Annotated in this window: 24 protein-coding genes; 11 read left to right on the top strand and 13 right to left on the bottom strand. The window is 64.9% G+C overall.

Annotation, left to right across the window (positions count from 1 at the left end):
• Window positions 1-4: 4 nt before the first annotated feature.
• Both hpaD and QX070_RS24315 read right to left on the bottom strand, forming a co-directional pair.
• A complete protein-coding gene (hpaD, locus tag QX070_RS24320; protein ID WP_315739684.1) occupies window positions 5-922 on the bottom strand; it encodes a 3,4-dihydroxyphenylacetate 2,3-dioxygenase in 918 nt (305 codons plus the stop codon).
• 183 nt (window positions 923-1,105) lie between these two features.
• Entirely contained in the window at window positions 1,106-1,624 is a 519-nt protein-coding gene (locus QX070_RS24315; RefSeq protein WP_315739683.1) for an Hsp20/alpha crystallin family protein, read from the bottom strand.
• Window positions 1,625-2,133: 509 nt separating this feature from the next.
• On the opposite strand from QX070_RS24315, the gene QX070_RS24310 reads away from it, so the two are divergent.
• Together QX070_RS24310 and QX070_RS24305 are read left to right on the top strand one after the other, a co-directional pair.
• Complete coding sequence (locus tag QX070_RS24310) at window positions 2,134-3,888, top strand: ATP-binding protein (protein ID WP_315739682.1); 1,755 nt, start codon at window positions 2,134-2,136, stop codon at window positions 3,886-3,888.
• A gap of 160 nt (window positions 3,889-4,048) precedes the next feature.
• The gene (locus QX070_RS24305; RefSeq protein WP_315739681.1) at window positions 4,049-4,633 is read left to right on the top strand and encodes a peroxidase-related enzyme; all 585 of its coding nucleotides are present in this window, start codon (window positions 4,049-4,051) and stop codon (window positions 4,631-4,633) included.
• 5 nt (window positions 4,634-4,638) lie between these two features.
• Here the strand turns inward: QX070_RS24305 and QX070_RS24300 are convergent, their stop codons facing one another.
• Window positions 4,639-5,265, bottom strand: coding sequence for a ParB-like protein (locus QX070_RS24300; RefSeq protein ID WP_315739680.1), 627 nt, complete (start codon window positions 5,263-5,265; stop codon window positions 4,639-4,641).
• Between the two features lie 239 nt (window positions 5,266-5,504).
• Here QX070_RS24300 and QX070_RS24295 point away from each other — a divergent pair, with 239 nt between their 5' ends.
• The 9 genes from QX070_RS24295 to fabF all read left to right on the top strand — a co-directional run bounded on the left by QX070_RS24295 (window position 5,505) and on the right by fabF (window position 13,104).
• Entirely contained in the window at window positions 5,505-5,855 is a 351-nt protein-coding gene (locus tag QX070_RS24295) for a hypothetical protein (RefSeq protein ID WP_315739679.1), read from the top strand.
• A 219-nt stretch (window positions 5,856-6,074) separates the two neighbouring features.
• A complete protein-coding gene (locus tag QX070_RS24290; RefSeq protein ID WP_006609130.1) occupies window positions 6,075-6,356 on the top strand; it encodes an acyl carrier protein in 282 nt (93 codons plus the stop codon).
• A 9-nt stretch (window positions 6,357-6,365) separates the two neighbouring features.
• Entirely contained in the window at window positions 6,366-6,836 is a 471-nt protein-coding gene (locus tag QX070_RS24285; protein WP_315739678.1) for a 3-hydroxyacyl-ACP dehydratase FabZ family protein, read from the top strand.
• Window positions 6,833-8,038, top strand: coding sequence for a beta-ketoacyl-ACP synthase (locus QX070_RS24280; protein ID WP_315739677.1), 1,206 nt, complete (start codon window positions 6,833-6,835; stop codon window positions 8,036-8,038). Before QX070_RS24285 ends, QX070_RS24280 begins: the two co-directional genes overlap by 4 nt.
• Before the next feature lie 37 nt (window positions 8,039-8,075).
• Entirely contained in the window at window positions 8,076-9,350 is a 1,275-nt protein-coding gene (locus QX070_RS24275) for a beta-ketoacyl-ACP synthase (RefSeq protein ID WP_409997704.1), read from the top strand.
• Window positions 9,351-9,366: 16 nt separating this feature from the next.
• Window positions 9,367-10,299, top strand: a complete 933-nt coding sequence (locus tag QX070_RS24270) for a lipid A biosynthesis lauroyl acyltransferase (protein ID WP_315739676.1) — start codon at window positions 9,367-9,369, stop codon at window positions 10,297-10,299.
• 159 nt (window positions 10,300-10,458) lie between these two features.
• Entirely contained in the window at window positions 10,459-10,836 is a 378-nt protein-coding gene (locus QX070_RS24265) for a VOC family protein (protein ID WP_315739675.1), read from the top strand.
• A 476-nt stretch (window positions 10,837-11,312) separates the two neighbouring features.
• Entirely contained in the window at window positions 11,313-11,828 is a 516-nt protein-coding gene (locus QX070_RS24260; RefSeq protein WP_315739674.1) for a helix-turn-helix domain-containing protein, read from the top strand.
• A gap of 13 nt (window positions 11,829-11,841) precedes the next feature.
• The gene (fabF, locus tag QX070_RS24255) at window positions 11,842-13,104 is read left to right on the top strand and encodes a beta-ketoacyl-ACP synthase II (RefSeq protein WP_315739673.1); all 1,263 of its coding nucleotides are present in this window, start codon (window positions 11,842-11,844) and stop codon (window positions 13,102-13,104) included.
• 148 nt (window positions 13,105-13,252) lie between these two features.
• Here the strand turns inward: fabF and QX070_RS24250 are convergent, their stop codons facing one another.
• The 10 genes from QX070_RS24250 to QX070_RS24205 form a co-directional block, all read right to left on the bottom strand.
• Window positions 13,253-14,359: a polyamine ABC transporter substrate-binding protein gene (locus tag QX070_RS24250; protein ID WP_315739672.1), complete on the bottom strand. Its 1,107-nt coding sequence runs from the start codon at window positions 14,357-14,359 to the stop codon at window positions 13,253-13,255.
• A 12-nt stretch (window positions 14,360-14,371) separates the two neighbouring features.
• The gene (locus tag QX070_RS24245; protein WP_315739671.1) at window positions 14,372-15,535 is read right to left on the bottom strand and encodes an aminotransferase; all 1,164 of its coding nucleotides are present in this window, start codon (window positions 15,533-15,535) and stop codon (window positions 14,372-14,374) included.
• 9 nt (window positions 15,536-15,544) lie between these two features.
• Window positions 15,545-15,874: a rhodanese-like domain-containing protein gene (locus tag QX070_RS24240; RefSeq protein WP_315739670.1), complete on the bottom strand. Its 330-nt coding sequence runs from the start codon at window positions 15,872-15,874 to the stop codon at window positions 15,545-15,547.
• Between the two features lie 108 nt (window positions 15,875-15,982).
• Window positions 15,983-17,905 (bottom strand): potassium transporter Kup, encoded by a 1,923-nt coding sequence (locus QX070_RS24235; protein WP_315739669.1) that lies wholly within the window; start codon window positions 17,903-17,905, stop codon window positions 15,983-15,985.
• A gap of 151 nt (window positions 17,906-18,056) precedes the next feature.
• Window positions 18,057-19,955 carry a potassium transporter Kup gene (locus QX070_RS24230; RefSeq protein ID WP_315739668.1) on the bottom strand — a complete coding sequence of 633 codons (1,899 nt, stop codon included), beginning with the start codon at window positions 19,953-19,955 and terminating at the stop codon, window positions 18,057-18,059.
• Window positions 19,956-20,241: 286 nt separating this feature from the next.
• On the bottom strand, window positions 20,242-21,072 hold the full coding sequence (locus QX070_RS24225) for a flagellar motor protein MotB (RefSeq protein ID WP_315739667.1): 831 nt from the start codon (window positions 21,070-21,072) through the stop codon (window positions 20,242-20,244).
• Window positions 21,073-21,108: 36 nt separating this feature from the next.
• A complete protein-coding gene (locus QX070_RS24220; protein ID WP_315714499.1) occupies window positions 21,109-21,882 on the bottom strand; it encodes a motility protein A in 774 nt (257 codons plus the stop codon).
• Between the two features lie 165 nt (window positions 21,883-22,047).
• On the bottom strand, window positions 22,048-22,410 hold the full coding sequence (locus tag QX070_RS24215; protein WP_315739666.1) for an Hpt domain-containing protein: 363 nt from the start codon (window positions 22,408-22,410) through the stop codon (window positions 22,048-22,050).
• Window positions 22,407-24,596 carry a hybrid sensor histidine kinase/response regulator gene (locus QX070_RS24210; protein WP_315739665.1) on the bottom strand — a complete coding sequence of 730 codons (2,190 nt, stop codon included), beginning with the start codon at window positions 24,594-24,596 and terminating at the stop codon, window positions 22,407-22,409. The genes QX070_RS24215 and QX070_RS24210 overlap by 4 nt, the downstream gene beginning before the upstream one ends.
• 299 nt (window positions 24,597-24,895) lie before the next feature.
• Window positions 24,896-25,615 carry an RraA family protein gene (locus QX070_RS24205; RefSeq protein ID WP_315739663.1) on the bottom strand — a complete coding sequence of 240 codons (720 nt, stop codon included), beginning with the start codon at window positions 25,613-25,615 and terminating at the stop codon, window positions 24,896-24,898.
• Between the last annotated feature and the right edge of the window lie 68 nt (window positions 25,616-25,683).

Genomic DNA, 25,683 nt, shown 5'->3' with positions numbered 1-25,683 from the left:
CCTGCTACAGCCGTCCGCCCGCAAGCGCCGCAGCGCGCGGGCGGCCGACATCATCGAGCACATGCGGCATCGGGGTCACCGGGAAGACCGCGTTGATCTGGCCCGTCCCCGACGACGGGAAGAACGGCGTCACCACCTCGACGCCGCGGTCGTAATGGTTCCAGCCGAGCGCGCCGAGCAGCATGGCTGTATCGTGCATGAAGCCCTCGCCATGGCCCTTGCTGGCATATTCCGGCAGCATGTCGCAGAAATCCGGCCACTCGCCGTGCTCCCACATCTGGATCACCTCGTGGTCGAGCCGTTCCAGGAACGGGCTGAACATGCGGTCGCGATATTCGTCGGCGGTGCCGTTCTGGGCAAAGCGATGGCTCAGCGAGCCCGAGGCGAAGAAGGCCACCGTGCCGTCGTAATGATCCTCGACCGCGCGGCGGAACGCCCAGCCGAGCTTGGCGCTGTCGGCGAGATAATGCGAGGTGCAGAGCGCCGAGACGGAGACGACCTTGAAGTGGCGGTCGGGGTTCATGTAGCGCATCGGCACCAAGGTGCCGTATTCCAGCGCCAGCGACGTCGCATCGTGGGCCATGGTGGCAACGCCATGGGCGTTGGCGCCCTCGGCCAGGATGTGGCCGAGCTCCGGGTTGCCGTTGTATTCATACGTCATGTTGGCGATGAAGTGCGGCAGCTCGTTGGAGGTGTAGAGCCCCTCGAAATGCGGCGCGCAATTGATGTGGTAGCCGGCATTGACCAGCCAATGGGTGTCGAACACGACGATGGTGTCGACGCCGGCCTCGCGGCAGCGCCGGCCGATCTCGATATGACCGTCGATCGCCGACTGTCGCTTGCCCTTGGCCGGACCATCCAGCTCGCTGAGATACATCGACGGCACATGCGTGATCTTGGCCGCCAGTGCGAGCTTGCCCATCCTCTCGTCTCCCTTCCGGTCGTTCCCCGGTCCGGCATCGCCGACCGTTTGCTTGGGAGGCAGATTACCCCTGCAGCTCCGCGAAAAAAAGGGCCGCGCGCGCGGCCCTTCCTCGGCGTCCAATCCATCGTCTGTCCCATGATCATGGGACAGCGCGGCGCGCTTGCGCGACTCCGCGCCCGGTCAGGCAGCCTTGATGTCGATGGTCTTGGCGGCCTTCTGCACCTCGGGCTTCTTCGGCAGGGTGACCTTGAGCACGCCCTGCTTGAACACGGCCTCGATCTTGTCGGTGTCGACGCCGTCAGGGATCTGGAAGGAACGTTCGAAGGATCCGAAGCTGCGCTCACGGACGTAATAGTCCTTCTTCTTCTCCTCCTTCTCCTCCTGCTTCTCGCCCTTGATCGAGAGCACGCCGCTCGCAACTTTCACCTCGACGTTCTTCTCGTCGAGGCCCGGCAGCTCAGCCGTGACCTCATAGGCATTGTCGTGCTCGGCGACGTCAACCGCCGGCACGGCAAAGGACCGTGCGCGGGCCAGACCCGGCAGTTGGTCGAACAGCGACGGCGTGCGCCAGATCCCGCCATGGAAGTCCTCGAACACGCGATCGATCTCGCGGCGCAGGTTCTCGAACGGCCGCCATCCCTGCATGGATGGCGCACCTGCTTTCTCGGTGTTGACGGGCAGCTTGGTAGGTTCAGCCATGACATCATCCTCCTGCTTCACGCGAGGATCAGGTCTGCCGCGGCATGGGCGCGACCATTGCGTTCGACGAGATCGGCCGGCATCCGCTCCCTCGCGCTTGACGGGAAAAATATTGCAGGCACGCCCCGGTTCCAGATTGATTGCGATCAAATCGCTGAGCGGCCCGGGACGCACTCCGATCGGCACGGGATCATTCAAAGGAGCCTCGACGGTCCATCCACGCCGGCGCCCCAGAGCTGAAGAGCCTTACAGGAAGAGCCTCCAGGAAGAGCCTTGGAGATGGTGAACCGGACGTTAATCCGAGCGGCTCGCGCGACGCTTTAGGGAAGGATGCAGAAAGCCTTATGCCGCAAGGTGTTAGGCGCCATTGAGAAGGTGCATTCGCAACGCTCCGCGCGCCCCTCCGGACCGCCGGGCTGGGCGGCAGCACGTTCACAAACATTGCCCGCTTAACAAATTTTCCAGTCCCAGCAGAGAAGGTGTCAGCTCAACAATTCACCACAGGTTTCATGACCGTGACATCCTTCGGACGCGTGATCTCGGTGCGGGGCTCCCAGGCCCGCGTCGGCATTCTGTCGACCCAGCAGATGACCGTTTCCGATATCCGCGCCACAGTCGGCCGTTTCATCAGCATTCGCTGCCCGAGCGCCACGATCATTGCGATCATCACCGAGGTGACCAGCGAAGACCTGTCGCATGCCAGCGAATACGTCGCGACGGCGTCGGTGGACCTGCTGGGCGAGATCCTCGGACCGGCCGAACGGCCCAAGTTCCAGCGCGGCGTCACCCACTACCCGACCATCGGCGACGCCGTCGACATGATCACGAGCGAGGAGCTGCGCACGATCTACACGCCGACCGCCGGCGACCACATCGACATCGGCGCGCTGCAGCAGGACACCTCCGTGCGCGCCTGTGTCAACGTCGAGGAAATGCTGTCGAAACACTTCGCCGTGCTCGGTTCGACCGGCGTCGGCAAATCGACGGGCGTGTCGCTCTTGCTCAACGAGATCCTCAAGGCGCGGCCGAACCTGCGCATCTTCCTGCTCGACGTCCACAACGAATATGGCCGCTGCTTCGGCGAGCGCGCGCTGGTGCTGAACCCCCGCAATCTGAAGCTGCCGTTCTGGCTGTTCAATTTCGAGGAGATCGTCGACGTCCTGTTCGGCGGCCGGCCCGGCGTGCCGGAGGAGCTCGACATCCTCGCCGAGGTGATCCCGCTGGCGAAGGGCATCTACACCCAATACCAGAATACGGACCGCATCGGGCTCAAGCGCGTCGATCCCAAGATGGTCGGCTACACCGTCGATACGCCGGTGCCCTACCGCCTTGTCGACCTCATCAACCTGATCGACGAGCGCATGGGCAAGCTGGAGAACCGCTCCTCGCGCATCATCTATCACAAGCTGATCTCGCGCATCGAGACCGTGCGCAACGACCCGCGCTACGCCTTCATGTTCGACAACGCCAATGTCGGCGGCGACACCATGGCGGAGGTCATCAGCCATCTGTTCCGCCTGCCGGCCAACGGCCGCCCGATGACGGTGATGCAGCTCGCCGGCTTCCCGGCCGAGGTCGTCGATTCCGTCGTCTCGGTCGTGTGCCGCATGGCGTTCGATTTCGGCCTGTGGAGCGACGGCGTCTCGCCGCTGCTGTTCGTCTGCGAGGAAGCGCACCGCTACGCCTCCGCAGACCGTTCGATCGGCTTCGGTCCGACCCGCAAGGCGATCTCGCGCATCGCCAAGGAAGGCCGCAAATACGGCGTCTATCTCGGCCTGATCACCCAGCGGCCGGCCGAGCTCGACGCCACCATCATCTCCCAGTGCAACACGCTGTTCACGATGCGCCTCGCCAACGAGCGCGACCAGTCGCTGCTGCGCTCGGCGGTCTCCGACGCCGCCGCCAACCTGCTCTCCTTCGTTCCCTCGCTCGGCACCCGCGAGGTGCTGGCCTTCGGCGAAGGCGTCGCGCTACCAACCCGACTGCGCTTCAAGGAGGTGCCGCTGCATCAATTGCCGCGCAGCGAGGCGACGATCGCGACTGTCCGCTCGGTCAATGCCGGACACGACATGCATTTCGTCAGTGCCGTGCTGGAGCGCTGGCGCGGAGCGACCTCGAGCCGCGACGCTGCGAGCGGCGACAGCGGCGCCGGCAGCCTCGGAGATCGCGGCAACCTGTCGGCCTCGCTGGACGCGCCGATGCTGCAGCCCTCGATGGGCCTCGATCCGGACCGCTTCTCGCTGCTGAAGAAGCCGCTGCGCTAAATACGGCGGCGGCCCCTCTCAAATCTCGATCGACGACGCCTTCGAGAAGGTGTCGCGGGCATTCCGCCACGGGGCGAGGTGATGGGCTGAGCTGGAACGTTGCGCCTGCGCCGCGATCCACTAAGGTTCGTCCCCTGCCACACATGCCGGACCCGTTGCCATGACCCAGCCCGCCATCAGCCGCTTTCCCGTTCCCGCAATCGAAGCCCTGCCGGACGACATCCGCACCCGGCTGCTCGGCGTGCAGGAGAAGAGCGGCTTCGTGCCCAACGTGTTCCTGACACTCGCGCACCGGCCGGACGAGTTCCGCGCGTTCTTTGCGTATCACGACGCGCTGATGGAGAAGGACGGCGGGCTGACCAAAGCCGAGCGCGAGATGATCGTTGTCGCGACGTCGAGCGCCAACCAGTGCCAGTACTGCGTGATCGCGCACGGCGCGATCCTGCGCATCCGCGCCAAGAATCCCCTGCTCGCCGACCAGATCGCGATCAACTACCGGAAAGCGGACATCACGCCGCGGCAGCGGGCGATGCTCGATTTCGCAATGAAGGTGGCGCTGGAAGCGCAGACGGTCGGGGACGCCGATTTCAAGGCGCTGGCCGGCCACGGTTTCAGCGACGACGACATCTGGGACATCGCCGCAATCGCGGCGTTCTTCGCGTTGTCGAACCGGATGGCAAATGTCACGGGCATGCGGCCCAACGACGAGTTCTATCTGATGGGGCGGCTGCCCAAGGCGAAGTGAGCCAGTCAGTCGTCCGACGCGGGTCCGCACCAGCCGGGCAGATAGACGGCGTCGTGGCTCTTTGCGGCCGCCAGCGCGTGCTCCATGGCGGCGGCGAAATGGGTCTCGACCGTCTTGCGCTTGACCTTGCGGCGCAGGAAGTCGGCCCATAGGAACTCGCTGAACGGCGTCGTGTCCTTGGCAAAGCCGCCGGCGCGGCGCAACTCGCCGGCCAGGCTGCGGAACGGATCGTCCTTCATATCCGCGACGGTCTTCGGCAGGTCCTTGAAATGCCGCCGCTCGCCCTTGGCGTCGTAAGGATAGGCCCAACGCTTGTTGTCCATCACGCCCCAGAACGCCTCGCGATCGACCATCGACAGATCGCCGATCACCGTGACCAGCACGTCCTTGACGCCCTCGTCATGGAGCGCGCGGGCGAGGTGATGGTGGTCGACGACGTAGTGCCGCTGGTCGGGACCGAGCACCACCGGGATCATGTGCTTGCCGAGCAGCTCGGCCTGCTTCTTCTTCGACTTGTGCTCGCGCCAGCGCTCGCGCTTCTCCTTCACTTCGCGCATGCCGACGGTCATCTGCGTCGGGCGCAGCGACAGGATCGGCACGGGATGAAGCAGCGGCTCGCGGGTATTGGCCATGGCCTGGGCTCCCGGGGGATGATCAGCATTATGCCACGCCTGCCGAGCCGTTCCAGTGCATCTGCCCGTAGCTGCGACGCCGTTCGGACCGGCCGCGGCAGGTTCCAATCACCCGCGGAGCGGGCACCGATTGGATGGATCCGAGGAGGGAGATGTTTTGCTGATGCAGCTCAATTGTGGCAAAGTTTCTTTGTGAGAGGTTGGGCCCGCGTGCTAAAAAGGACCATCGGAGTCGAGGCATGAAGTCCCAGCGCCCCATTGCAGCGGAGGAGGAGCATCGCGTGGTGCCGTTCCGGCCGCGCAGCAGTCCGGTGCGGCGCGTGACCGAGGGCGGCAGCCCACCGATTCAGCTGCATCGGCGCGAGCGGCCGACACTCGATCTCTCCCGATATGAGCAGCCGCGCGAAGAGCCCGACGATTTCCGGCACCGCATCCTGGCCAACATCGCGGCGATCGCCTTCACGGTCGCGTTGACCGCGATCGGCATCTGGCTGGCGATGAGCATTGCCGACCTGCGCAAGACCCAGGACTGCCTGCTGACCGGACGGCGCGACTGCGCCCGCATCATCACCGAGACCTACACGCCCTGATCCCTGCTGGACGCCTCTCGGCCGCCAGCGGCGGAGCATCACAATCCCGCCACAACCGCCGTGTCCGGCTCCATTGAACTCACCGCGTCGCTCCGATATACGGGCACACGACTCCCGGGCGGCGGGGGGGTAGAAGGGCTCGCATCAGACGGCCCCGGGGGCGCGGTGTCCTCCCGTCGCCACCTACCGGATTAGCTCCAAAATATCAAAGGCTTAGTGATGTCCTCAACATTCGATCAGGTCGCCACGATCATCGCTGAAACCTGCGACATCCCGCGCGACACGATCACGCCGGATAGCCACGCCATCGACGATCTGGGCATCGACAGCCTCGATTTCCTCGACATCGCGTTTGCGATCGACAAGGCCTTCGGGATCAAGCTGCCGCTCGAGAAGTGGACGCAGGAAGTCAACGACGGCAAAGCCAGCACCGAGCAGTATTTCGTGCTGAAGAACCTGTGCGCCCGCATCGACGAGCTGGTCGCCGCCAAGGGCGCCTGAGCGCCCGCCATGCAAATCGAATATTTCCTGCTCATCGACCGCATTCTTGACCTCCGACTGGACGAGAAGGCCATCACTGTCGAAGCCAAGGTTCCCACCGAGAGCACGATCTTCGAAGGACACTTTCCGGGCTATCCGATCATGCCCGGTGTTCTCTTGATCGAGTCCATGGCCCAGACGTCCGGCTGGCTGCTGCTCGCGCTGATGAAGTTCGAGCGGATGCCGTTCCTCGCCGCCGTGAAGGAAGCCAAGATGCGCGGCTTCGTGTCGCCGGGCGAGGTGCTGACCGTCGAGGCCAACGTGCTGCACGAGGGCTCCGGCTACGCCGTGACCGAAGCGCGCGTGAAGGTCGGCGGCAAGCTGCGCTCGAACGCGACGATCACTTTCAGCCACGTCCCCTTCCCCAATCCGGAGCTGCGCGGACACATGGACGCCGTCGCCGAGCGCGTCGGCTTTCCGCAACAGGTCCTGCAGCGATGAGTGAGACGACAGCCGTGACCTCCAATCCCGTCGAAGTCTGGATCACCGGTATCGGTCTTGCGACCTCACTTGGCGAGGGACTCGATGCGAACTGGGACGCCCTCAACTCCGGCCAGATCAACATCGACGAGCAGGGTTTCGCGCCCTACATCGTGCATCCCTGGGCCAAGGTGAATCTGGAAGCGCAGATCCCCAAGAAGGAGCAGCGCCAGATGGAGGCGTGGCAGCGCATCGGCACCTATGCCGCCGGGCTGGCGCTGGATTCCGCCGGCCTCAAGGGCAACAAGGACATCCTGTCCCGGATGGACATGATCGTGGCCGCGGGCGGCGGCGAGCGCGACATCTCCGTCGACATCGCGATCCTCAACGCGGAAGCCCAGGGCAATTGCACGCCCGGCTTCCTGAACGACCGGCTGATGAACGACCTGCGCCCGACCCTGTTCCTGGCGCAGTTGTCCAACCTGCTCGCCGGCAACATCGCGATCTCGCACGGCGTCTGCGGCACCTCGCGCACCTTCATGGGCGAGGAGGTTGCGGGCGTCGACGCCTTCAAGATCGCGCTGGCCCGCATCGCCGGCGGCCAGAGCGACATCGCGCTGGTCGGCGGCTCGCACAATGGCGAGCGCAAGGATCTGCTCGTGCTGTACGAGTTCGGCGACTACAATCTGAAGAACGAGTTCAAGCCGGTCTGGGCCCGCAAGGACCATCCGGGCTTCGCGCTCGGATCGGCCGGCGCGTTCCTGGTGCTGGAATCCAAGCCGCATGCCGAGGCCCGCGGCGCCAAGCCGCTGGCGCGGCTCAGCAAGGTCGTCGCCGACCGCGCCCGCCGCAAGGAGGCAGGTGCCGTCACCGGGACGCTCGACCGCCTTTGGTCGGCGCTGGACGTGCATGACGCGCCGGGCGCGATCATCACCGGCGCGACCGGTGCCGAGCCCGTGACGTCGGAGGAACGCGCGTTCCTCGACCATCACAAATCCTACGCCGTGCGCTCGAGCGGCACCCGCTTCGGCCACACGATGGAGGCGCATTTCGCGCTCGATCTCGCGCTGGCGGCGCTGTCGATCTCGCGCGGTGCCCTGTTCGCACCGGGCGACTCCTCGGGCGTCGAGGCGGACATGAAGGAGGCTCCGACCCAGATCGTAGTGGTCGGCGCCGGCCATTACCGCGGCGAAGGCATGGCCTTGGTCGAAGCAGTCAAGTGAACGCGGCTCGGCAGACCGATTCACGACGGGGGACATCATGAGTGTACGCGACAAGTTTGGACGTCCCATCGTGGTCGTGACCGGGATGGGGATCGTCACCTCGCTCGGGGCCGGCAAGTCGGACAATTGGAACAAGCTCGTTGCGGGCGAGTCCGGCATCCGCACCATCACGCGCTTCCCGATCGACGGCCTGAAGACGACGATGGCCGGCACGGTGGACTTCGTTCCCGTGGCCCCGTTCACGTCGACGGGTCTGTCCGAACGGCTGGGCCACATGGCCGTTGAGGAAGCCATCGCGCAGGCCGGGATCGGCTCCAAGGGCGACTTCCCGGGGCCGCTGTTTCTCGCCGTCGCCCCGGTCGAGATCGAATGGCCGCAGCGGCTCGAGCTCGCGCACGAGGTCGGCGGCACCCAGTTCACCTATGACGACCTGCTGAAGGTCTGCGGCGGCGGCAAGTTCGTCAACTATCACCACCGCTTCCTGTTCGGCTCGGTGGCGGATTCGCTGTCGGACACATTCGGCACCAAGGGCTCGCCGATCTCGCTGTCGACCGCCTGCGCCTCGGGCGCGACCGCGATCCAGCTCGGCGTCGAAGCCATTCGACGCGGTGAGACCGACGTCGCGCTGTGCGCCGCCACCGAGGGCTCGGTCAATCCGGAGGGGCTCGTGCGCTTCTCGCTGCTGTCGGCGCTGTCGACCCAGAACGACCCGCCGCAAGGCGCCTCGAAGCCGTTCTCGAAGAACCGCGATGGCTTCGTGATGGCCGAGGGCGCCGGGGCGCTGGTGCTGGAGAGCTATGATGCGGCGGTCGCGCGCGGCGCCAAGATCCTCGGCGTCGTCGCCGGCTGCGGCGAGCTGACCGACTCCTTCCACCGCACCCGCTCCTCGCCGGACGGCAAGCCGATCATCGGCTGCATCCGCAAGGCGCTGGCCGACGCCGGCATGGCGCCGGAGCAGATCGACCACATCAACGCCCACGGCACCGCGACGCCCGAGAACGACAAGATGGAATATGTCGGCGTCTCCGCGGTGTTCGGCGAGCACACCGGCAAGATCCCGGTGTCGTCGAACAAGTCGATGGTCGGGCATACGATCTCGGCGGCCGGCGCGGTCGAGGCGATCTTCTCGCTGCAGACGCTCGAGCATCAGCGGATTCCGCCGACCATCAACTACGACATTCCGGATCCCGCGATCCTGTTCGACGTGGTCGGCAACAAGGCCCGCGACGCGCGGGTCACCACCGTGATGTCGAATTCGTTCGGCTTCGGCGGCCAGAACGCCTCGCTGATCCTGACGCGCGAACCGGCCTGATCCGCCGCTGCCATCGATGAGTCTCCTGCCACTCCGGACCAAGCTCGTGATCCGCCGAGTCGTGAAGTCGGCCGGGGCTTCCGCCGTCGGCGCGCTGACGGTCGGCATGCTCAGGACCACGCGCTATTTCGACCCGCAGAAGACGGCCGACCGCTTCGCGCGCATCGCGCAGATGATCGGGCCACGCCTGCGCGAGCAGCGCATCGGTCGCGACAATCTCACCGCGGCCTTCCCGGAGAAATCGCCCGCGGAGATCGAGAAGATCCTCGCCGGCGTGTGGGACAATCTCGGCCGCGTCGGCGCCGAGTTCGCCCATCTCGACAAGATCTGGGATTACGACGAGGCGCATCCCGAGCTCAGCCGGATCGAGCTGTCGCCGCGCACCCATGAGCTGTTTCATCAGCTCCGTCTCGACGGCAAGCCGGCCCTGATCTTTGCCAGCCATCTCGCCAATTGGGAGATGCCGGCGCTGGCGGCGGTCGCCCATAAGCTCGATACGGCCATCCTTTATCGCCGACCCAACATCGCCGCCGCCGACCGCATCATCCAGGAGATTCGGCAGGTCAAGATGGGCACACTGGTCCCGGCCGGCCGCGACGCGCCGCTGCGGCTGGCACAGGCGCTCAAGAACGGCCAGCACGTTGCCATGCTGGTCGATCAGTATCTGACCGGTGGCGTCGAGGTCACCTTCTTCGGCCGCAAGACCCGCGCCAATCCGATGCTGGCTCGCCTGTTACGCCAGGTCGAATGCCCCGTGCACGGCGTCCGCATCATCCGCCTTCCCGGCAATCGCTTCCGCGCCGAAGTGTCGGAGGAAGTGAAGCCGGTGCGGACGGCCGACGGTCAGATCGACATCCAGGGCACGACGCAGGCGGTCACCGACGTCGTCGAGGGCTGGATCCGCGAATATCCGGAGCAGTGGCTTTGGCTGCACCGGCGCTGGCGGTAGTCGGCGCCGCACCAAATTCCACCACGAGGAAGCCGGTCCGCAGCATCCCATTCCGTCGATCGGCCCATCCGAACAAAACCCTTACCTCTTGCACCAACGGCCGCTACCTTGGCCACCTATCCGATAGCTGTTCGGAAGCTCCAGGGAGGATAAGCGCGAATGTTTTCGCATGTGATGATCGGCACCAACGACCTCGACAAGGCCAAGGCCTTCTACGACAAGCTGCTGGGGACGCTGGGCGTGCGCCCGGCCAGGGTCGACGGCCACCGCATCTTCTACATCACGCCGACCGGCATCTTCTCGGTGTCAAAGCCGATCAACGGCCAGCCCGCGACCCCTGCCAATGGCGGCACCATCGGCTTTGCCTGCAGCTCGCCCGAACAGGCTGACGCGTGGCATGCAGCGGGCCTGGAAGCCGGCGGCACCACCTGCGAAAATCCGCCCGGCATCCGCGAAGGTTCGACGGGCAAGCTTTACCTCGCCTACTTGCGCGACCTCGACGGCAACAAGCTCTGCGCCATGCATCGGTTGGGGTGATCCGAGAGGTTGCCAACGGCGGGGATCGCCCATTGCCGGGCGGTTCCGGTCGATGAAGGCGCGGGGCTGACGATCGACTGGGACACGCCCGTTGGGCCTGATCAGGTCGCGCACCAGTCAGCGCATAAGATGGACGCCGCGCGACAGCGGACCGCCAAGAGGGCTTTCCTCCAGACCTGGTCAAGCTCGACGACCCCGTCATTCCAAACGCTGATCTAAATGGATCTCGGCGCGGCCGGTGACGGTTACGCAGTCGTCTGGTCGCGCCGACGCCATCAAAGCGGCGCATCACTCGCGCGAGACGCCGCCAGCTCGCTGAAGTGCCGTCCACCCCTCCTGCAGACGAACCCCTCAGTCGCCGGGAGCGACGAGCCGCGTTGCCCGACCGTCATGGTGTGAAGCGCCCGGCACCAGTGTGCGGGCACGGCTCTGGCTTGTGACTTGCAATTAGCAAGTTACTCGGGCATGGTGGCGGTATGCAGCCGAAGAAATTCAAATCTGCGGAATGTCCCGCCGCACGGGCGGTCGAGTGCGTCGGCGAGTGGTGGAGCATTCTGATCTTGCGCGACGCGTTCCAGGGACTCACTCGCTTCGACGAATTTCAGGACAGCCTGGGTATCGCGTCCAACATCCTGTCGCGTCGCCTCGCGCATCTCACCGATACGGGCATGTTCGAACGGCGGCTCTATAACGAACACCCGCCCCGATACGAATATGTTCTCACCCCCAAGGGCCAAGACTTCTTCCCGGTCGTGGTGGCGATGTTCGCGTGGGGAAACAGGCACCTCGCCCCCGAGGGCAAATCGATTGTCATGGCTGATCGCAACAGCGCACGCACGTTCGATCCGGTCGTGGTGGATGCCTGCAGCAAGACGCCGATCACGCCGACGAACGCGGTGCTTCTCCCTGGTCCGCGAGCAAGCGCAGGCATGCGCAAGCGTCTCGCCTCGATCAGAGCAATGCGCCCGGAGACGTCTTCCTCGCCAGACTAGCTAGGAGAGCAGCATGCGTCGGATTGTCGTGACGGGATTGGGTGTCGTGTCCCCTTTGGGATGCGGCGTCGAACTTGCGTGGGCGCGTCTGCTGTCCGGCCGGTCGGGACTCCGCGCGCTACCCGAATGGGCTGCAGCCTTGCCGGCCAAAGTCGCCGGGATCGTGCCCAGCAAGAGCGAGGATGCCGAGGGTGGCTTCGATGCCGACCTTGCCGCATCGCCAAAGGACCAGCGCAGGATGGACCGGTTCATCATTTTCGCCTTGGCGGCTGCCGCCGAGGCGATCGCCCAGGCCGGATGGGTGCCCGCTGATGCACACGCGGCCGGACGAACCGCCACGATCATCGCGTCCGGCATCGGCGGTTTTCCGGCTATCGTCGAGGCGGTCAGGACCACCGAGCAGCGAGGTGTGCAACGGCTGTCGCCTTTCACAGTACCATCATTCCTGCCCAATCTCGCAGCGGGTCATGTCAGCATCCGGTTTGGCTTCAAGGGGCCCGTAGGAACGCCGGTTACCGCATGCGCAGCGGGCGTACAGGCGATCGGCGATGGAGCACGCCTGATCCGATCGGGCGAAGCTGACATTGCGGTGTGTGGCGGCACGGAGGCCTGCATCGACCTCGTCAGCTTGGGAGGTTTCGCCGCGGCTCGGGCGCTATCGACCCGCTTCAATGACACGCCGGACCGCGCGTCCCGGCCGTTCGATCGAGACCGCGACGGCTTCGTCATGGGGGAAGGCGCCGGCGTCCTGGTGATCGAGGAGTTGGAGCATGCGCTTGCACGCGGGGCGTCGCCAATCGCCGAGATCGTCGGCTATGGCACAACCAGCGACGCCTTTCACATCACGTCCGGGCCCGAGGACGGCGAAGGCGCGCGGCGCGCAATGGAGGCTGCGCTGCGACAGGCCGGGCTCGAACCGGGCGACGTGCAGCATCTGAACGCTCACTCGACCTCTACGCCGTCGGGCGATCGCAGCGAGCTCGAAGCGATCAAGGCGGTGTTCGGGTGCGACAGGCGCATTGCCGTGAGCGCGACAAAGTCATCGACCGGCCATCTCCTCGGAGCAGCCGGTGGGCTGGAATCGATCTTCACCGTTCTGGCTCTGCGCGATCAGATCGCGCCGCCGACCCGCAATATCACCACGCCCGACGCCGCGGCCGACAGTGTGGACCTGGTCCGCGGTGAACCGAGATCAATGAGAATGGACCGTGCGATCTCGAACGGCTTTGGCTTCGGCGGAGTCAACGCCAGCATCGTTTTCCAGCGCTGGTCGTGACCCTTTCGAGTCAGGTTCAACCGCATCGACGAGCCCGTACGCGCCCACGCGCCTACGGGCTCGAGCCATCCTTTACGCTTCGCCATGCTACTGACTGTTGCGCGATGTTGTCATCCAGAGACAATCGTCTCGGACACCAGGTGTCGCGTCACCGCCCCGTCTTCACCTTGGTCCACAACCGGTTGATGGTCCGCTGCGTGGCCGGATCGCGGGCGGTGATGACGAACAGCTTCTTCAGCATCGCCTCGTCCGGATAGATGTTCTTGTCGCCGAGGATCTTCGGGTCGATCAGCTTCTGGCTGGCCAGGTTGCCATTGGCATAGGACAGGAAGTCCGAGTTCTTGGCGGCGATCTCAGGGCGGTAGAGGTAGTTGATCAGCGCATACGCCTCAGCCACGTGCGGGGCGTCGGCGGGAATCGCAAAATTGTCGAAGAACATCTGCGCGCCCTCCGTCGGGATGGCGTAGCCGATCTCGATGCCGTTCTTGGCCTCCTCGGCGCGGCTGCGCGCCTGCATGATGTCGCCGGACCAGCCGACCACCAGGCAGATCTCGCCGGTGGCGAGCGCGCTCAGATACTCCGACGAATGAAACTTGCGGACAGACGACGCAACCTTGCCGACCACGTCGCCCGCCTTCTCCAGGTCGGCCTGCTTGGTCGAGTTCGGATCGAGACCGAGGAAGTTGAGCGCCGCCGGAAAGACGTCGTCGGCGGAATCCAGCATGTGGACGCCGCAATCCTTGAACTTGGCGAGGTTCTCCGGCTTGAACACCATGTCCCAGCTGTCGATCCGCGCGCCGGGACCCAGGATCTTCTCGACCGCCTTGACGTTGTAGCCGATCCCGGTCGTGCCCCACATGTAGTTGACGGCGAACTGATTGCCGGGATCGTAGGTGGCGAGACGCTCGGTCACGACAGGCCAGGCATTGGCGAGATTCGGCAGCTTCGCCTTGTCGAGCGGCTGGAAGATCCTGGCCTTGATCTGGCGCTGCAGGAAATACGCGGTCGGAACCACGACGTCGTAGCCGGATTTGCCGGCGAGCAGCCGCGTCTCCAGGGTCTCGTTGGCGTCGAACGTGTCGTAGACGACCTTGATGCCGGTCTCCTTGGTGAAGTCGTCAAGGACACCTGGCGCCATGTAGTTCGACCAGTTGTAGAAGTTGACGACGCGCTCCTCCGCGCGCCCCGCCGGTACGGAAAGCGTCAACGCCGCGACAGCCAGCGCCAGAGCCGAACCCATGCAGCCGCGCGTCATCACTCTTGTCTCCTAGCGCCGGTGGATGGCGTCCGAGAGGCGCTCCAACGCCGTATCCAAGGTTGCGTCCTTCTTGGCGAAGCAGAACCGCACCACGGAGGTCACGGCATCCGTCTCGTAGAACGCCGACACCGGGATGGCGGCCACCTTGTAGTCGTGGACGATGCGGCGGCAGAACTGCTCGTCGGTCTCGTTGAGGCCGAGCGGCGAAAGGTCGACGGTCAGGAAGTAGGTTCCCTGCGCCTTCAGCACGGGAAAGCCCAGGCTTTCGAGACCGGCCGTGAGCCGGTCGCGGCTGCGCGCGAGCTCGCTGCGCATGTTGACGAAATAGTCGTCCGACTTGCCGAGGCCGTAGGCGACCGCGACCTGCAGGTTCGGCGCGGTCGTGAAGGTCAGGAATTGATGCACCTTGGCGGCGACGCGCAACAGATGCGGCGCGGCGCAGACGAAGCCGATCTTCCAGCCCGTCAACGAGAAGATCTTTCCTGCCGAGCCGACCTTGATGGTGCGGTCGCGCATGCCGGGAATGGTGATCAGCGGAATGTGCGCGCGGCCGTCGAACACCACGTGCTCCCAGACCTCGTCGCAGATCGCGACCGCATCGAACTCCTGGCAGAAGCGCGCCAACAGCTCGAGGTCCTCGCGCGGATAGACCACGGCGGCCGGATTGAGCGGGTTGTTGAAAAGCACCGCCTTGGTCTTCGGCGAGAACGCCTGCCGCAGCATCTCCTCCGAGAGCCGCCAATGCGGCGGCTCGAGCCGGACGAGGCGCGGAATGCCGCCGGCCTGGCGGATGATCGGCAAGTATGAATCATAGACCGGCTGGAAGCAGATCACCTCGTCGCCAGGCTCCACCACCGACAGGATCGCCGACGTCAGCGCCTCGGTGCCGCCGGAGGTGACCATGACCTCGCTCATCGGGTCGAGATCGAGCTTGTGCCAGTGCCGGTAGTGGGCCGCGATGGCCTGGCGCAGCTCGGGCAGGCCCATCATCGACGGATACTGGTTGTAGCCGTTGAGGACGGCGTCGGCCGCCGCGCGGCGGATATCCTCCGGGCCCGGATCGTCGGGAAAGCCCTGCCCCAGATTGATCGCGTTGTTGTCGCGCGCGAGCTGCGACATCTGCTCGAAAATGGTGACGGGCAGGTCGGCGAAGACCTTGTTCTGCGAGATCATGATTGCCTGTCAGCCGCCGGTCCTGGTCGGCAGGCCGGCCGCCTTCCAGCCGAGCATGCCCCCCTGGAGATGCTTGTCGTAGGGCAGACCGGCGGCCTGCGCCGCCAGCGAGGCCGTCACCGAGCGCTTGCCGGAGCGGCAGGCGAACACGACATCCTTGCCTTGGGGATCCGGGATCAGCTTCGGGTCGAAGCCCGACAGCGGAACGACGACGCCGTGGGGATAGGCTTCCGCAGCGACTTCGTTCGGCTCTCGCACGTCAACCAGAAGAATTCGCCCTTCCGCGATCCCCTGGGCCACGTCCTGCGGGGTCAAATCGTGCACAACAGCCACGCCCATCCTCCAAGCCTTCAGCAGGGCCGTACCGACCCTGATCCGGCCGCCAAACTCACCCCAGACGCTACGAAAATCAAGCGCTTCGGCACACTGGCGCGGCGGGTCCAGAGCTCAGATCGTGACCTGGGTGCCGACCTCCACCACCCGTCCGCTCGGGATCTGAAAATAGTCGGTCGCATCGTTGGCGGAGCGGCTCATCGAGATGAACAGGTGATCCTGCCAGCGCGGCATGCCCGAATGCGCAGCCGGCTTCAGCGCGCGGCGCGACAGGAAGAACGAGGTCGACATGATGTCGAACTGCCAGCCGAGCTTGCGCGCGATCGCCAGCGCGCGCGGCACGTTGGGCGATTCCATGAAGCCGAAGCGCAACGTCACCTTGGAGAAAGTCGGACTGATCTGCTCGAGGCGAACGCGTTCGGACGGATCGATGCGCGGCGTCGGCGCGGTCTCGATGGTCAGGATCACGTTCTTCTCGTGCAGCACCTTGTAGTGCTTGAGGCTGTGCATCAGCGCGGTTGGCGCGCTCAAGGGATCGCTGGTCAGGAACACGGCCGTTCCCGCCACCCGCTGCGGCGGACGTTTCTCGAGCATCGCAACGAGATCGGCGAGCGGGAACTCGAGCTTGCGCGACTTGTCGAACAAGAGCCGGCTGCCGCGCCGCCACGTGTACATCAGCGTCATCACGAAGCCGCCCAGCGCCAGCGGCACCCAGCCGCCTTCGAGCACCTTCAGGAGGTTCGCCGCCAGGAAGGTCAGGTCCAGGAAGAGGAACGGCGCGATCAGCGCGGCCGCCGCGAACGGCGACCAGCGCCAGACCTTCCAGATCACGACGAAGCCCATCATCGCGGTGACGACCATCGTGCCGGTGACCGAGATGCCGTAGGCCGAGGCCAGTGCGCTCGACGACTTGAACATCAGCACCAGCAGCATGACCGAGATCAGCAGCAGCTTGTTGATGCGCGGAATGTAGATCTGACCCGAATGCGCCTCGGAGGTGTGGCGGATCTCGAAGCGCGGCAGCAGGCCGAGCTGGATCGCCTGCCGCGTCAGCGAATAGGCGCCGGTGATGACCGCTTGGCTCGCGATGACCGTCGCCATCGTGGCGAGCGCGACCATCGGGATCAGCGCCCAGTCCGGGAACATCAGGAAGAACGGGTTCTCGATCGCCTTCGCGTCTGCGATGACCAGCGCCCCCTGCCCCAGATAGTTCAGCGCCAGCGACGGCAACACGATGAACAGCCATGCGGTCTGGATCGGCCGCTTGCCGAAATGGCCCAGATCGGCATAGAGCGCCTCGGCGCCGGTGACGGCCAGAAACACCGCGCCCAGCGTGATGAAGCCGATGATACCGTGATGCAGCATGAAGGTGACGGCCTTCATCGGATTGATCGCCCACAGTACCTCCGGATGACGCAGGATCGGCGGCAGCGCCGCGATCCCGATCACCAGGAACCAGATCAGCATGATCGGGCCGAAGAACGCTGCCACCTTGGCCGTGCCGCGCACCTGGACCGCGAACAGCATGACCAGGATGATGACCGTGAGCGGCACGACGTAGGGATCGAACGCCGCCGTCACCAGCTTGATGCCCTCGATCGCCGACAGCACGGACAGGGCCGGCGTGATCACCGCATCGCCATAGAACAGCGCGCCCGAGATGATGCCGAGCAGAACGATGACGCTGGCGCCGCGCGTGACCGCGCGCTGGGCGAGCGCCATCAGCGCCAGCGTTCCGCCCTCGCCGTGGTTGTCGGCGCGCAGCAGGATCACGACGTATTTGAGGGTTACGACGACGATGAGAGCCCACAGGATGAGCGAGATCACCCCCATCACGGCGTGAGGCGCAGGTTCGCCGCCGCTGCTCGCAGCCATGACCGCTTCACGCAACGCGTAGAGCGGGCTGGTGCCGATGTCGCCATAGACGACACCGATGCTTCCCAGTGTCAGCGCCGCGAAGCTGGCCGTGGAATGGGCGTTGCCATGCCCGTTGGTCGCCGGCGCTTCCGCGGGCGTAGCTGCGACGTCGACTGTCATGGGGTAGCCCCCTCGAGGACTCGTTAATGCTTCACTGCACAACGCGGCAGAGCGCGCGGCTTATAGCGGCAGAGCGCTGCTATGGACCTGAAGAGAATGCGCTTCAGCCATGCAATTAAGCATGCATGAGCCGCCAGGGAAGATCAATCGATTAAATCGTTACCTGGGTACCCACCTCGACGACCCGGCCCGTCGGAATCTGGAAGTAGTCCGTAGCGTCATTGGCCGACCGGCTCAGGCCAATGAAGAGATGGTCCTGCCAGGTCGGCATGCCCGATTGGGACGATGGCTTCAACGAGCGGCGCGAGACGAAGAACGACGTCGACATGATGTCGAACTGCCAGCCGAGCTTGCGCGCCACCGCCAGCGCGCGCGGCACGTTCGGGGATTCCATGAACCCGAAGCGCAGCCGCACCTTGGAAAACTTCTCGCTGATCTTCTCCATGCGCACGCGCTCCGACACATCGACCCGCGGCGTCTGCGCGGTCTCGATGGTCAGGATCACATTGTGCTCGTGCAGCACCTTGTTGTGCTTGAGATTGTGCAACAGGGCCGTCGGCACGGAGGTCGGATCGCTGGTGAGAAACACCGCCGTGCCCTTGACGATGTGAGGAGGCCTCTTCTCCAGGCTGGTGATCAGGTCGTCCAGCGGAACCTCGATCTTGCGCGTCTTGAGCACCAAAATCGCCGAGCCACGCCGCCAAGTCCAGATCGTCACGACCATCGCCGCACCGAACAGCAGCGGAACCCAGGCTCCTTCGAGGAGCTTCAGCAGATTGGCGCTGAAGAAGGTCATGTCGACGATGACGAAGGGAGCGATCACGGCCGCCGCCACGGCCGCACGCAAGTTCCACAGCTTCCAGATCACCACGAAGCCCATGATGCCGTCGGCCACCATGGTGGTGGACACCGCGATGCCGTAGGCGGAGGCCAGATTGCTCGAGGTCCGGAACAGCAGAACCAGTAGCAGCACGCCGATCAGCAGCAACCGGTTGACGCGCGGCAGATAGATCTGGCCGGCATGGCTCTCGGACGTATAGCGGACCTCGAAACGCGGCAGCAGGCCGAGCTGGACCGCCTGGCCGACCAGCGAATAGGCACCGGTGATCACGGCCTGGCTCGCGATGACGGTCGCGGCGGTCGCCAGCACCACCAGCGGCAGCAGCAACAGTTCAGGCACCATCCGGTAGAACGAATTCTCGATCGCGGCGGGATCGGACAGCACCAGGGCGCCCTGCCCGAAATAGTTGATCAGCAGCGCCGGTAGCACGAAGAACAGCCAAGCCGACTGGATCGGCCTGCGGCCGAAATGACCGAGATCCGCATAGAGCGCCTCGCCGCCGGTGACCGCGAGGAACACCGCGCCCAGGGTGATCAGGCCGATCGTGCCATGCGAGAGCAGGAACTGCACCGCGTAATAGGGATTGATGGCCGCAAGCACGGAGGGGTCGTCGCTGATGTGGACGATTCCCATCACGGCGAGGCTGGTGAACCATGTGATCATGACCGGGCCGAACGCGGAGGCGACGCGCGCCGTCCCCTTGCTCTGGACCGCGAACAGCACGACCAGGATGAACACGGTCAGCGGCACGACGTAGTGCTCGAGCGCGGGCGCCGCGAGCTTGAGGCCCTCGACCGCCGACAACACCGAGATCGCGGGCGTGATCATCGAATCGCCGATGAACATCGACGCGCCGATCACGCCCAGCGACATCAGGAACAGGCTGCGCCGGCCCAGGGCGCGCTGTCCCAGCGCCATCAGCGACAGCGTTCCGCCCTCGCCATTGTTATCGGCACGGAGCAGCAGCAGCACGTATTTGGCCGTCACCACGATGAACAGCGACCAGAGGATCAGGGAAAGCACGCCGAGCGCGATGATCCGCGACACCGGCTGCCCCTGAGCAGCGCCGTGCGCAGCCTCGCGAAAGGCGTAGAGGGGCGAGGTGCCGATGTCGCCGAACACCACGCCGATGCTGCCAAGCGTCAGTCCCCAGAACCCCGACGTGCTCGCGGTGTCCTGTCCTTCGGTCGATGTCGCGCTGGCCGTCATGTTGCTTGGAACGCATCTTCCTGTCTGGCCCGGCGCGTGTGAACGCAGACCGTTCGCAGGTCAAGCCTCTACCGTAAACAGACCGATGTTCCCAGGCCGCAACCAAACGGCACGGCTGACGCCGATGTCGCATGCCGCATGCCGCATCGCGGCAGGCGCCTTTAGCCCAAGCATCCTGAGGCAGATGTCGGATCTGCCTCGGGCGAATCAAGTGCCTGCCGATGCTCTTCGTTGCCGTTCGCAAGCCGCCATGCGGCAATATGATGCGGGAAGCGAAGCGTCCCGGCTAGGGCTTCAGATCGGGCGGCAATGGCGGGTCTTCCCGCATCAGGGTGATCGTCACGCGGCGGTTGGCGGCCAGCGAGGGGTCGTCCGGGAACAGCGGCTGGGTGTCCGCCTTGCCGGAGACCGCGTAGATGTGGCTCGCTGGCAGCCCTTCCCGCTCCAGGATCTGCCGCACCGCGTTGGCGCGATCCGCCGACAGGTCGAAACCGCCATAATCGCTGCGGGCGGGAACGAAGCCGGCGGCCGTGTGCCCGGTGATCTGGACCCGAAGCGGCGTCGCCTTCAGCGGCGCGGCCAGCTTCTCGATCAGTCGTCGCGTGCGGTCGAAGGGCACCTTCGAGCCATCCGCGAACATCGAACGCCCGTCCTGGTCGACGATCTCCAAGTTGAGCCCCTGCTTGGTCTCTTCGAACATGATGTGCTTGGAGATCTCGGTCATCTCCGGCATGTCCTGCAGCGCCTGACGCAGCGAGGCGGACGCCAGCGCGAACTGGCGATCGATCTTCAGCTTGGCGCCATTGGTATGCTGGCGCTCCTCCTGCTCGGGGCTCGGCTCGCGCGCGGTCTCCTCCGGCGAGATGTGGGCGGCGTTCTTGAGCTTCGGCCGGGTCGGCAGGCCGTCGGATTCCACGATGCCCGAATAGCGCGACTCGGACTGCACGCCGAAGGCGTCGCGCATCGAGCCTGCGACGACTTTCAGCTTGTTGTTGTCCATGGTGGAGAACGCGACCAGCATCACGAAGAAGCTGACCAGAAGTCCCATCAGGTCGGCAAAGGTCACGAACCAGCCGTGACCGCCGCCATGCGCATCGCCCCTCTTCTTCTTTGCCATTGCCTACCCCACCCCGGATCGCCCCGCCTCAGCCGATCAGGCCGGCACGGGTTCGCCTTCGGCGTGGCGATGCTTCTCGGGCAGATAGGCCAGGAGCATTTCGCGGACCAGGGCCGGGCTCTTGGAGTCACGGATCATCAGGATTCCGTCGATGATCAGCGTCCGGTTGGTTTCCTCGTCCAGCAGCTTGCCATGCAGCTTGTCGGCGATCGGCAGACAGATCAGGTTCGACACCAACGCGCCGTACAGGGTCGCGAGCAGCGCGGTCGCCATGAACGGGCCGAGCTTCGAGGGGTCGGTCATGTTGGCGAACATCTGCACCATGCCGATCAGCGTGCCGACCATGCCGAACGCCGGGGCGCAGTCGCCGATGGCGCGATAGATCTTGCTGCCTTCGTCCAGGTGCATCAGGAAATTGTCGCGGTCGCGCTCGAGATTGTCGCGGATGAATTCGAGATCGTAGCCGTCGGCCACGTAGCGGATTCCCTTGGCGAGGAACGGCTCGTCGGTCTCGACCTTTTCCAGGCCGACCGGGCCCTGCTTGCGCGCGATCTCGGCAATGCGGGCGAGCTCGTCGACGAGCTCGCGGGCCGACAGGCGGCTCATGGTGAAAGCGTACTTCATTCCAAGCGGAACGCCGTGCAGCATGACGCCCAGCGGGAAGCGAATCATGGTGGCTGCGATCGAACCGCCGAAGATGATGATTGCGGCGTGCTCGCTGACGAACATCTCGAGATCGCCGCCCAGCAGCATCATCGTCGCGATGACGATCACGCCAGCCACGAGCCCCGCACTCGTCATAATATCCATGAGTCAACTCCACCCGCGTACGCAAACCACGGACCCTGCCGGACCGACGCGGTGCTTCTGGACCGCGTGTCACGACCCTAAATGTCCGCCATTAAGGACGAGTTACTGAATTCGGTAGGCATAATGAAAGGTAAACGGCAGCGCCGCAGACCACGCCGACCTCGCTCAAGCGGCTGACGCTCCGGACTTGAGCAGGTTAGCCGCGGCGAAGACGGCTGACTGATCGAATGATCGCTGCATCTTGTGGATCATCTCCAGCATCTGCGCCGGCTCCATCGTCGACGATCCGACCTCGAGTTCGCGCGACAGGCGCGACAGCGCTGAAAAACCGAACGTCGCCGACGAACTCTTGATCGAATGCGCCTCGCGCCTCAGTTCGAGGCGATCCTCGAACTTGGCGGCAAGCGTGCCGAACTTTCCCGAGGTATCGTCGAGGAACGTGCGCAGGACTTCCAGCGCATCCTCCTCGCCGAGCTCGGAGACCAGGGTCTGATAGATGGATTCGTCGAATTGCACCAAGTCGGTCATGCGACAAGCCTTTCCTTGTGTGTAGCAGCGACCGCGCGAAGCAGAGCGGCATTCAGTCGATCGCGCGTGACCGGCTTGGTCACGAAGTCGTTCATGCCGGCCTCCGTGCACGCCAGATGATCCTGGCTGGTGGCGTTGGCCGTCAGGGCAATAACGTAGATGTCCTGGGCAGGCGGCGGCAGCGAGCGGATCATCCGCGTCGCCGTGAGCCCGTCCATCTCGGGCATCATCATGTCCATCAGCACGAGATCGTAGCTCTGCCTCTGCACGGCCGCGATCGCCTGCGTTCCGTTCTCGACGATGTCGTAGCGGTGACCGAGCTTGTCCAAGAGCTTCTTGACGACGAACTGATTGGTCAGATTGTCCTCGGCAACGAGAATCTTCAGTGGCTCGACGCTGGCCGGACGTTCCTCGGCGATCGCCTCGCCGACCGGCGCGATGGTCGCTTCGGGCGCGCTCACCTGCTCGACGTCCGGCTGCGGCTGGACCTGGATCGAGAAGGTGAAGGTGCTGCCCACGCCCACCTTGCTCTGCACCTTGATGTCGCCGCCCATGCAGGTGACGAGGCGCTTGCAGATCGCGAGCCCCAGACCGGTGCCGCCGAAGCGGCGCGAGATGGAATTGTCGACCTGCGAGAACTGCTTGAACAGCCGGCTGACGGCGTCTGCGGGAATGCCGACGCCGGTATCGGCCACCGAGAACACCAGCGTCAGGTTCGGCCCGGCAAGGTTCTCGGCACGGACATCGACATGGACGCCGCCCGATTCGGTGAATTTGAGCGCATTGCCGACCAGGTTGAACAGCACCTGGCGCAATCGCGCGGGATCGCCGACCACGTAGCTTGGCACTTCCGGCGCGATCGAGGTGGTCAGCTGCAGACCCTTTTCCTTGGCGCGGGACACCAGCAGTTCGGCGGTCGCCGTCACCGACCGGTGCAGGTCGAACTCGATGTGCTCGATCTCCAGACGATCGGCATCGAGCTTGGAGAAATCGAGGACGTCGTTGAGCAGCTGCAACAGGTAGTCGGCCGACTCGCGCAAGGTGGTCGCGATCTTGCGCTGCTCCGGCGCGAGGTCCGCCGACAGCAAGAGATCGGCAAGGCCGATGACGCCGTTCATCGGCGTGCGGATCTCATGGCTCATCATCGCCAGGAATTCGGAGCGCGCCCGCGTGCCGGCCTCGGCGGCGTCGCGTGAGGCGGCAAGCCCCGCCTGATAGCGCGCAATCAGGATCGTGATGATGCCGATGACCACCGTCAGCAACGCCCCGACCAGCAGATCACGATCGCGGTTGAGCTTGAAGGCGCTGAAGATCTCCTCGGAGGCCTGACCGACGATGACCACCAGCGGCAGATCCTTGATGCGCTGGAACGAGTAGATGCGCGTGACGCCGTCGATCAGACTCTTGAAGGTGTAGAAGCCGCTGCTTCTGTGCTGAATGGCGCTCATCACCGGGCTGCCGGCGAGCGAGGATCCCACGCCCCCCGGGCCGGCCGAGGCCCGTGCGCGCACGATGCCGTCGAGACCGAGGAGCGTGACATTGCCCTTCTTGCCGAGATCGACCGAATTATAGAAGCTCGACAGATATTCGGGATCGAGCGAGACCACGACGACGCCGCCGAACGAACCGTCCGGCATGATGATGCGGCGGGTCAGTTGGATCGACCATTTGTTGGAGACGCGGCCGAAGATCGGCTTGCTGATGAAGAGAAAATCATCCTTTCCGCCGGCATGAACGCGGAAGTGCTCGCGGTCGCGCAGGTCGAGGCCGCGCATGTTCGGATCGATGTTGCTGGACAGCATGATGCCGTCCTTTCCGATCACGACGACCTGAAACGAGAAGTCGGACAGGAACTGGCTGTTCTTCGACCATAGCGACATGTCGAAGTTGTGCGGGTCCCTGGCATAGGAGTCGCGGACGTAGAGCAAGGTCTGATCTGCCGCGCGGATCGAGCGGATGATCTGCTCCTCGAACGCGCGGGCCAGGTTGGCGCCGTTCTTCAGCGCCGACTGCTCGGTGCGAGTATACTCTTCGGAGACCGTGTAGAAGATGCCGGCCCACACCAGGGCGATCGCCGAGAGGCCGATCGCGGCGCTGCCGAAATGTCCGATCAGCCGAACCATCTTGTCGACGGTCCGGTCGAGCCGCCCGAACAACGGCCTCGATTTCGATATCAGCCTGCGCATGTCCTTCGCCCTCGGGCGACATGCCTATCGGGACAGGCTGGCCATCAGGTAAAGCTTGATGGATAAAATCTTCTCAACGAGCGACGGCCGCTTAACCTTCGGCAAATCCCGGCCTGTTTGCGGGTCATTCGCCACCACGCCCGATACTTTCGGCGGAAGCTCGGCCGTCCCCCCGTAGTCATCCGGATGCGGTTGCAGCGTCGCAGTTCGGCGAGCGGCCCTGCGCAAGGCCCGAACCGGCCGGGCCGCACCGCCGAGCGGTACGGCTCTCGCTCATTGGGACCGGAGCGAAGCGAGGCTCAATGAATCTCCGCCGACCGCTTCAAGGCGGCCTTGAGCTTCTCGAGCGAGAAATCCGCCGACCGCGCGATCTCCAGGATCGGCGTTTCGCGGCGCGCGCACAGTTCGGCCGCCTCGGGAAGCTTCGCCGCGATGTCGGCCGGGATGACGATCGCACCATGGCGATCGGAGTGGATCAGATCGTCCGAGCGCACGGTCATCCCGGCGACGCGGACCTCGCCGCCGAAGCTCTCGGCATGCACCCACGCATGCGACGGACCGATCGAGCCCGCCAGAGCCTGGAAGCCGGCAGCCCATTGCGGAATGTCGCGGATCGATCCATCCGTGATCACGCCGAGGCAGCCGAGCGCCTTGTGGACATTGCTCTGCACCTCGCCCCAGAACGCGCCGTAGCCGATGTCGGGACCATCGATGTCCTGGATCACGACGATGCGGGGACCATGACCGGTGCCGACATATTCGTAGTAGTCTGTGCGCCGCCTCGCCTGCTCGTCCGCCGGCAGACCCGATTTGACGACGGACCGGATCGTCGCCGTTCGCGCGTAGCCGACCATGGGCGGCAGATCGGGGAACGGACACACCAGCGGCTTGGTCGTGTAGCCGACCAGGCGGCGTTCGGGCGCCACGATCTCCATCGCGTTGCAGATGGTCGGCGTATCGTAGCGCGCGAGCGCCTCGAGAACGGAAGCAGCGAGGGGCGCGGCGGCAGTGCTTGTCACGGGCGTTTTCTCCGGATGATGCGGACGGCATTCGCGGCCGTCCTTGGCCATCCGGTATAACTGAGGCG

This window comes from Bradyrhizobium sp. SZCCHNR1093 (assembly GCF_032381175.1).
Lineage (GTDB): Bacteria > Pseudomonadota > Alphaproteobacteria > Rhizobiales > Xanthobacteraceae > Bradyrhizobium.
The sequence above is the reverse complement of the archived record's forward strand: the minus strand, read 5'-3'. Positions and strand labels throughout refer to the sequence as shown.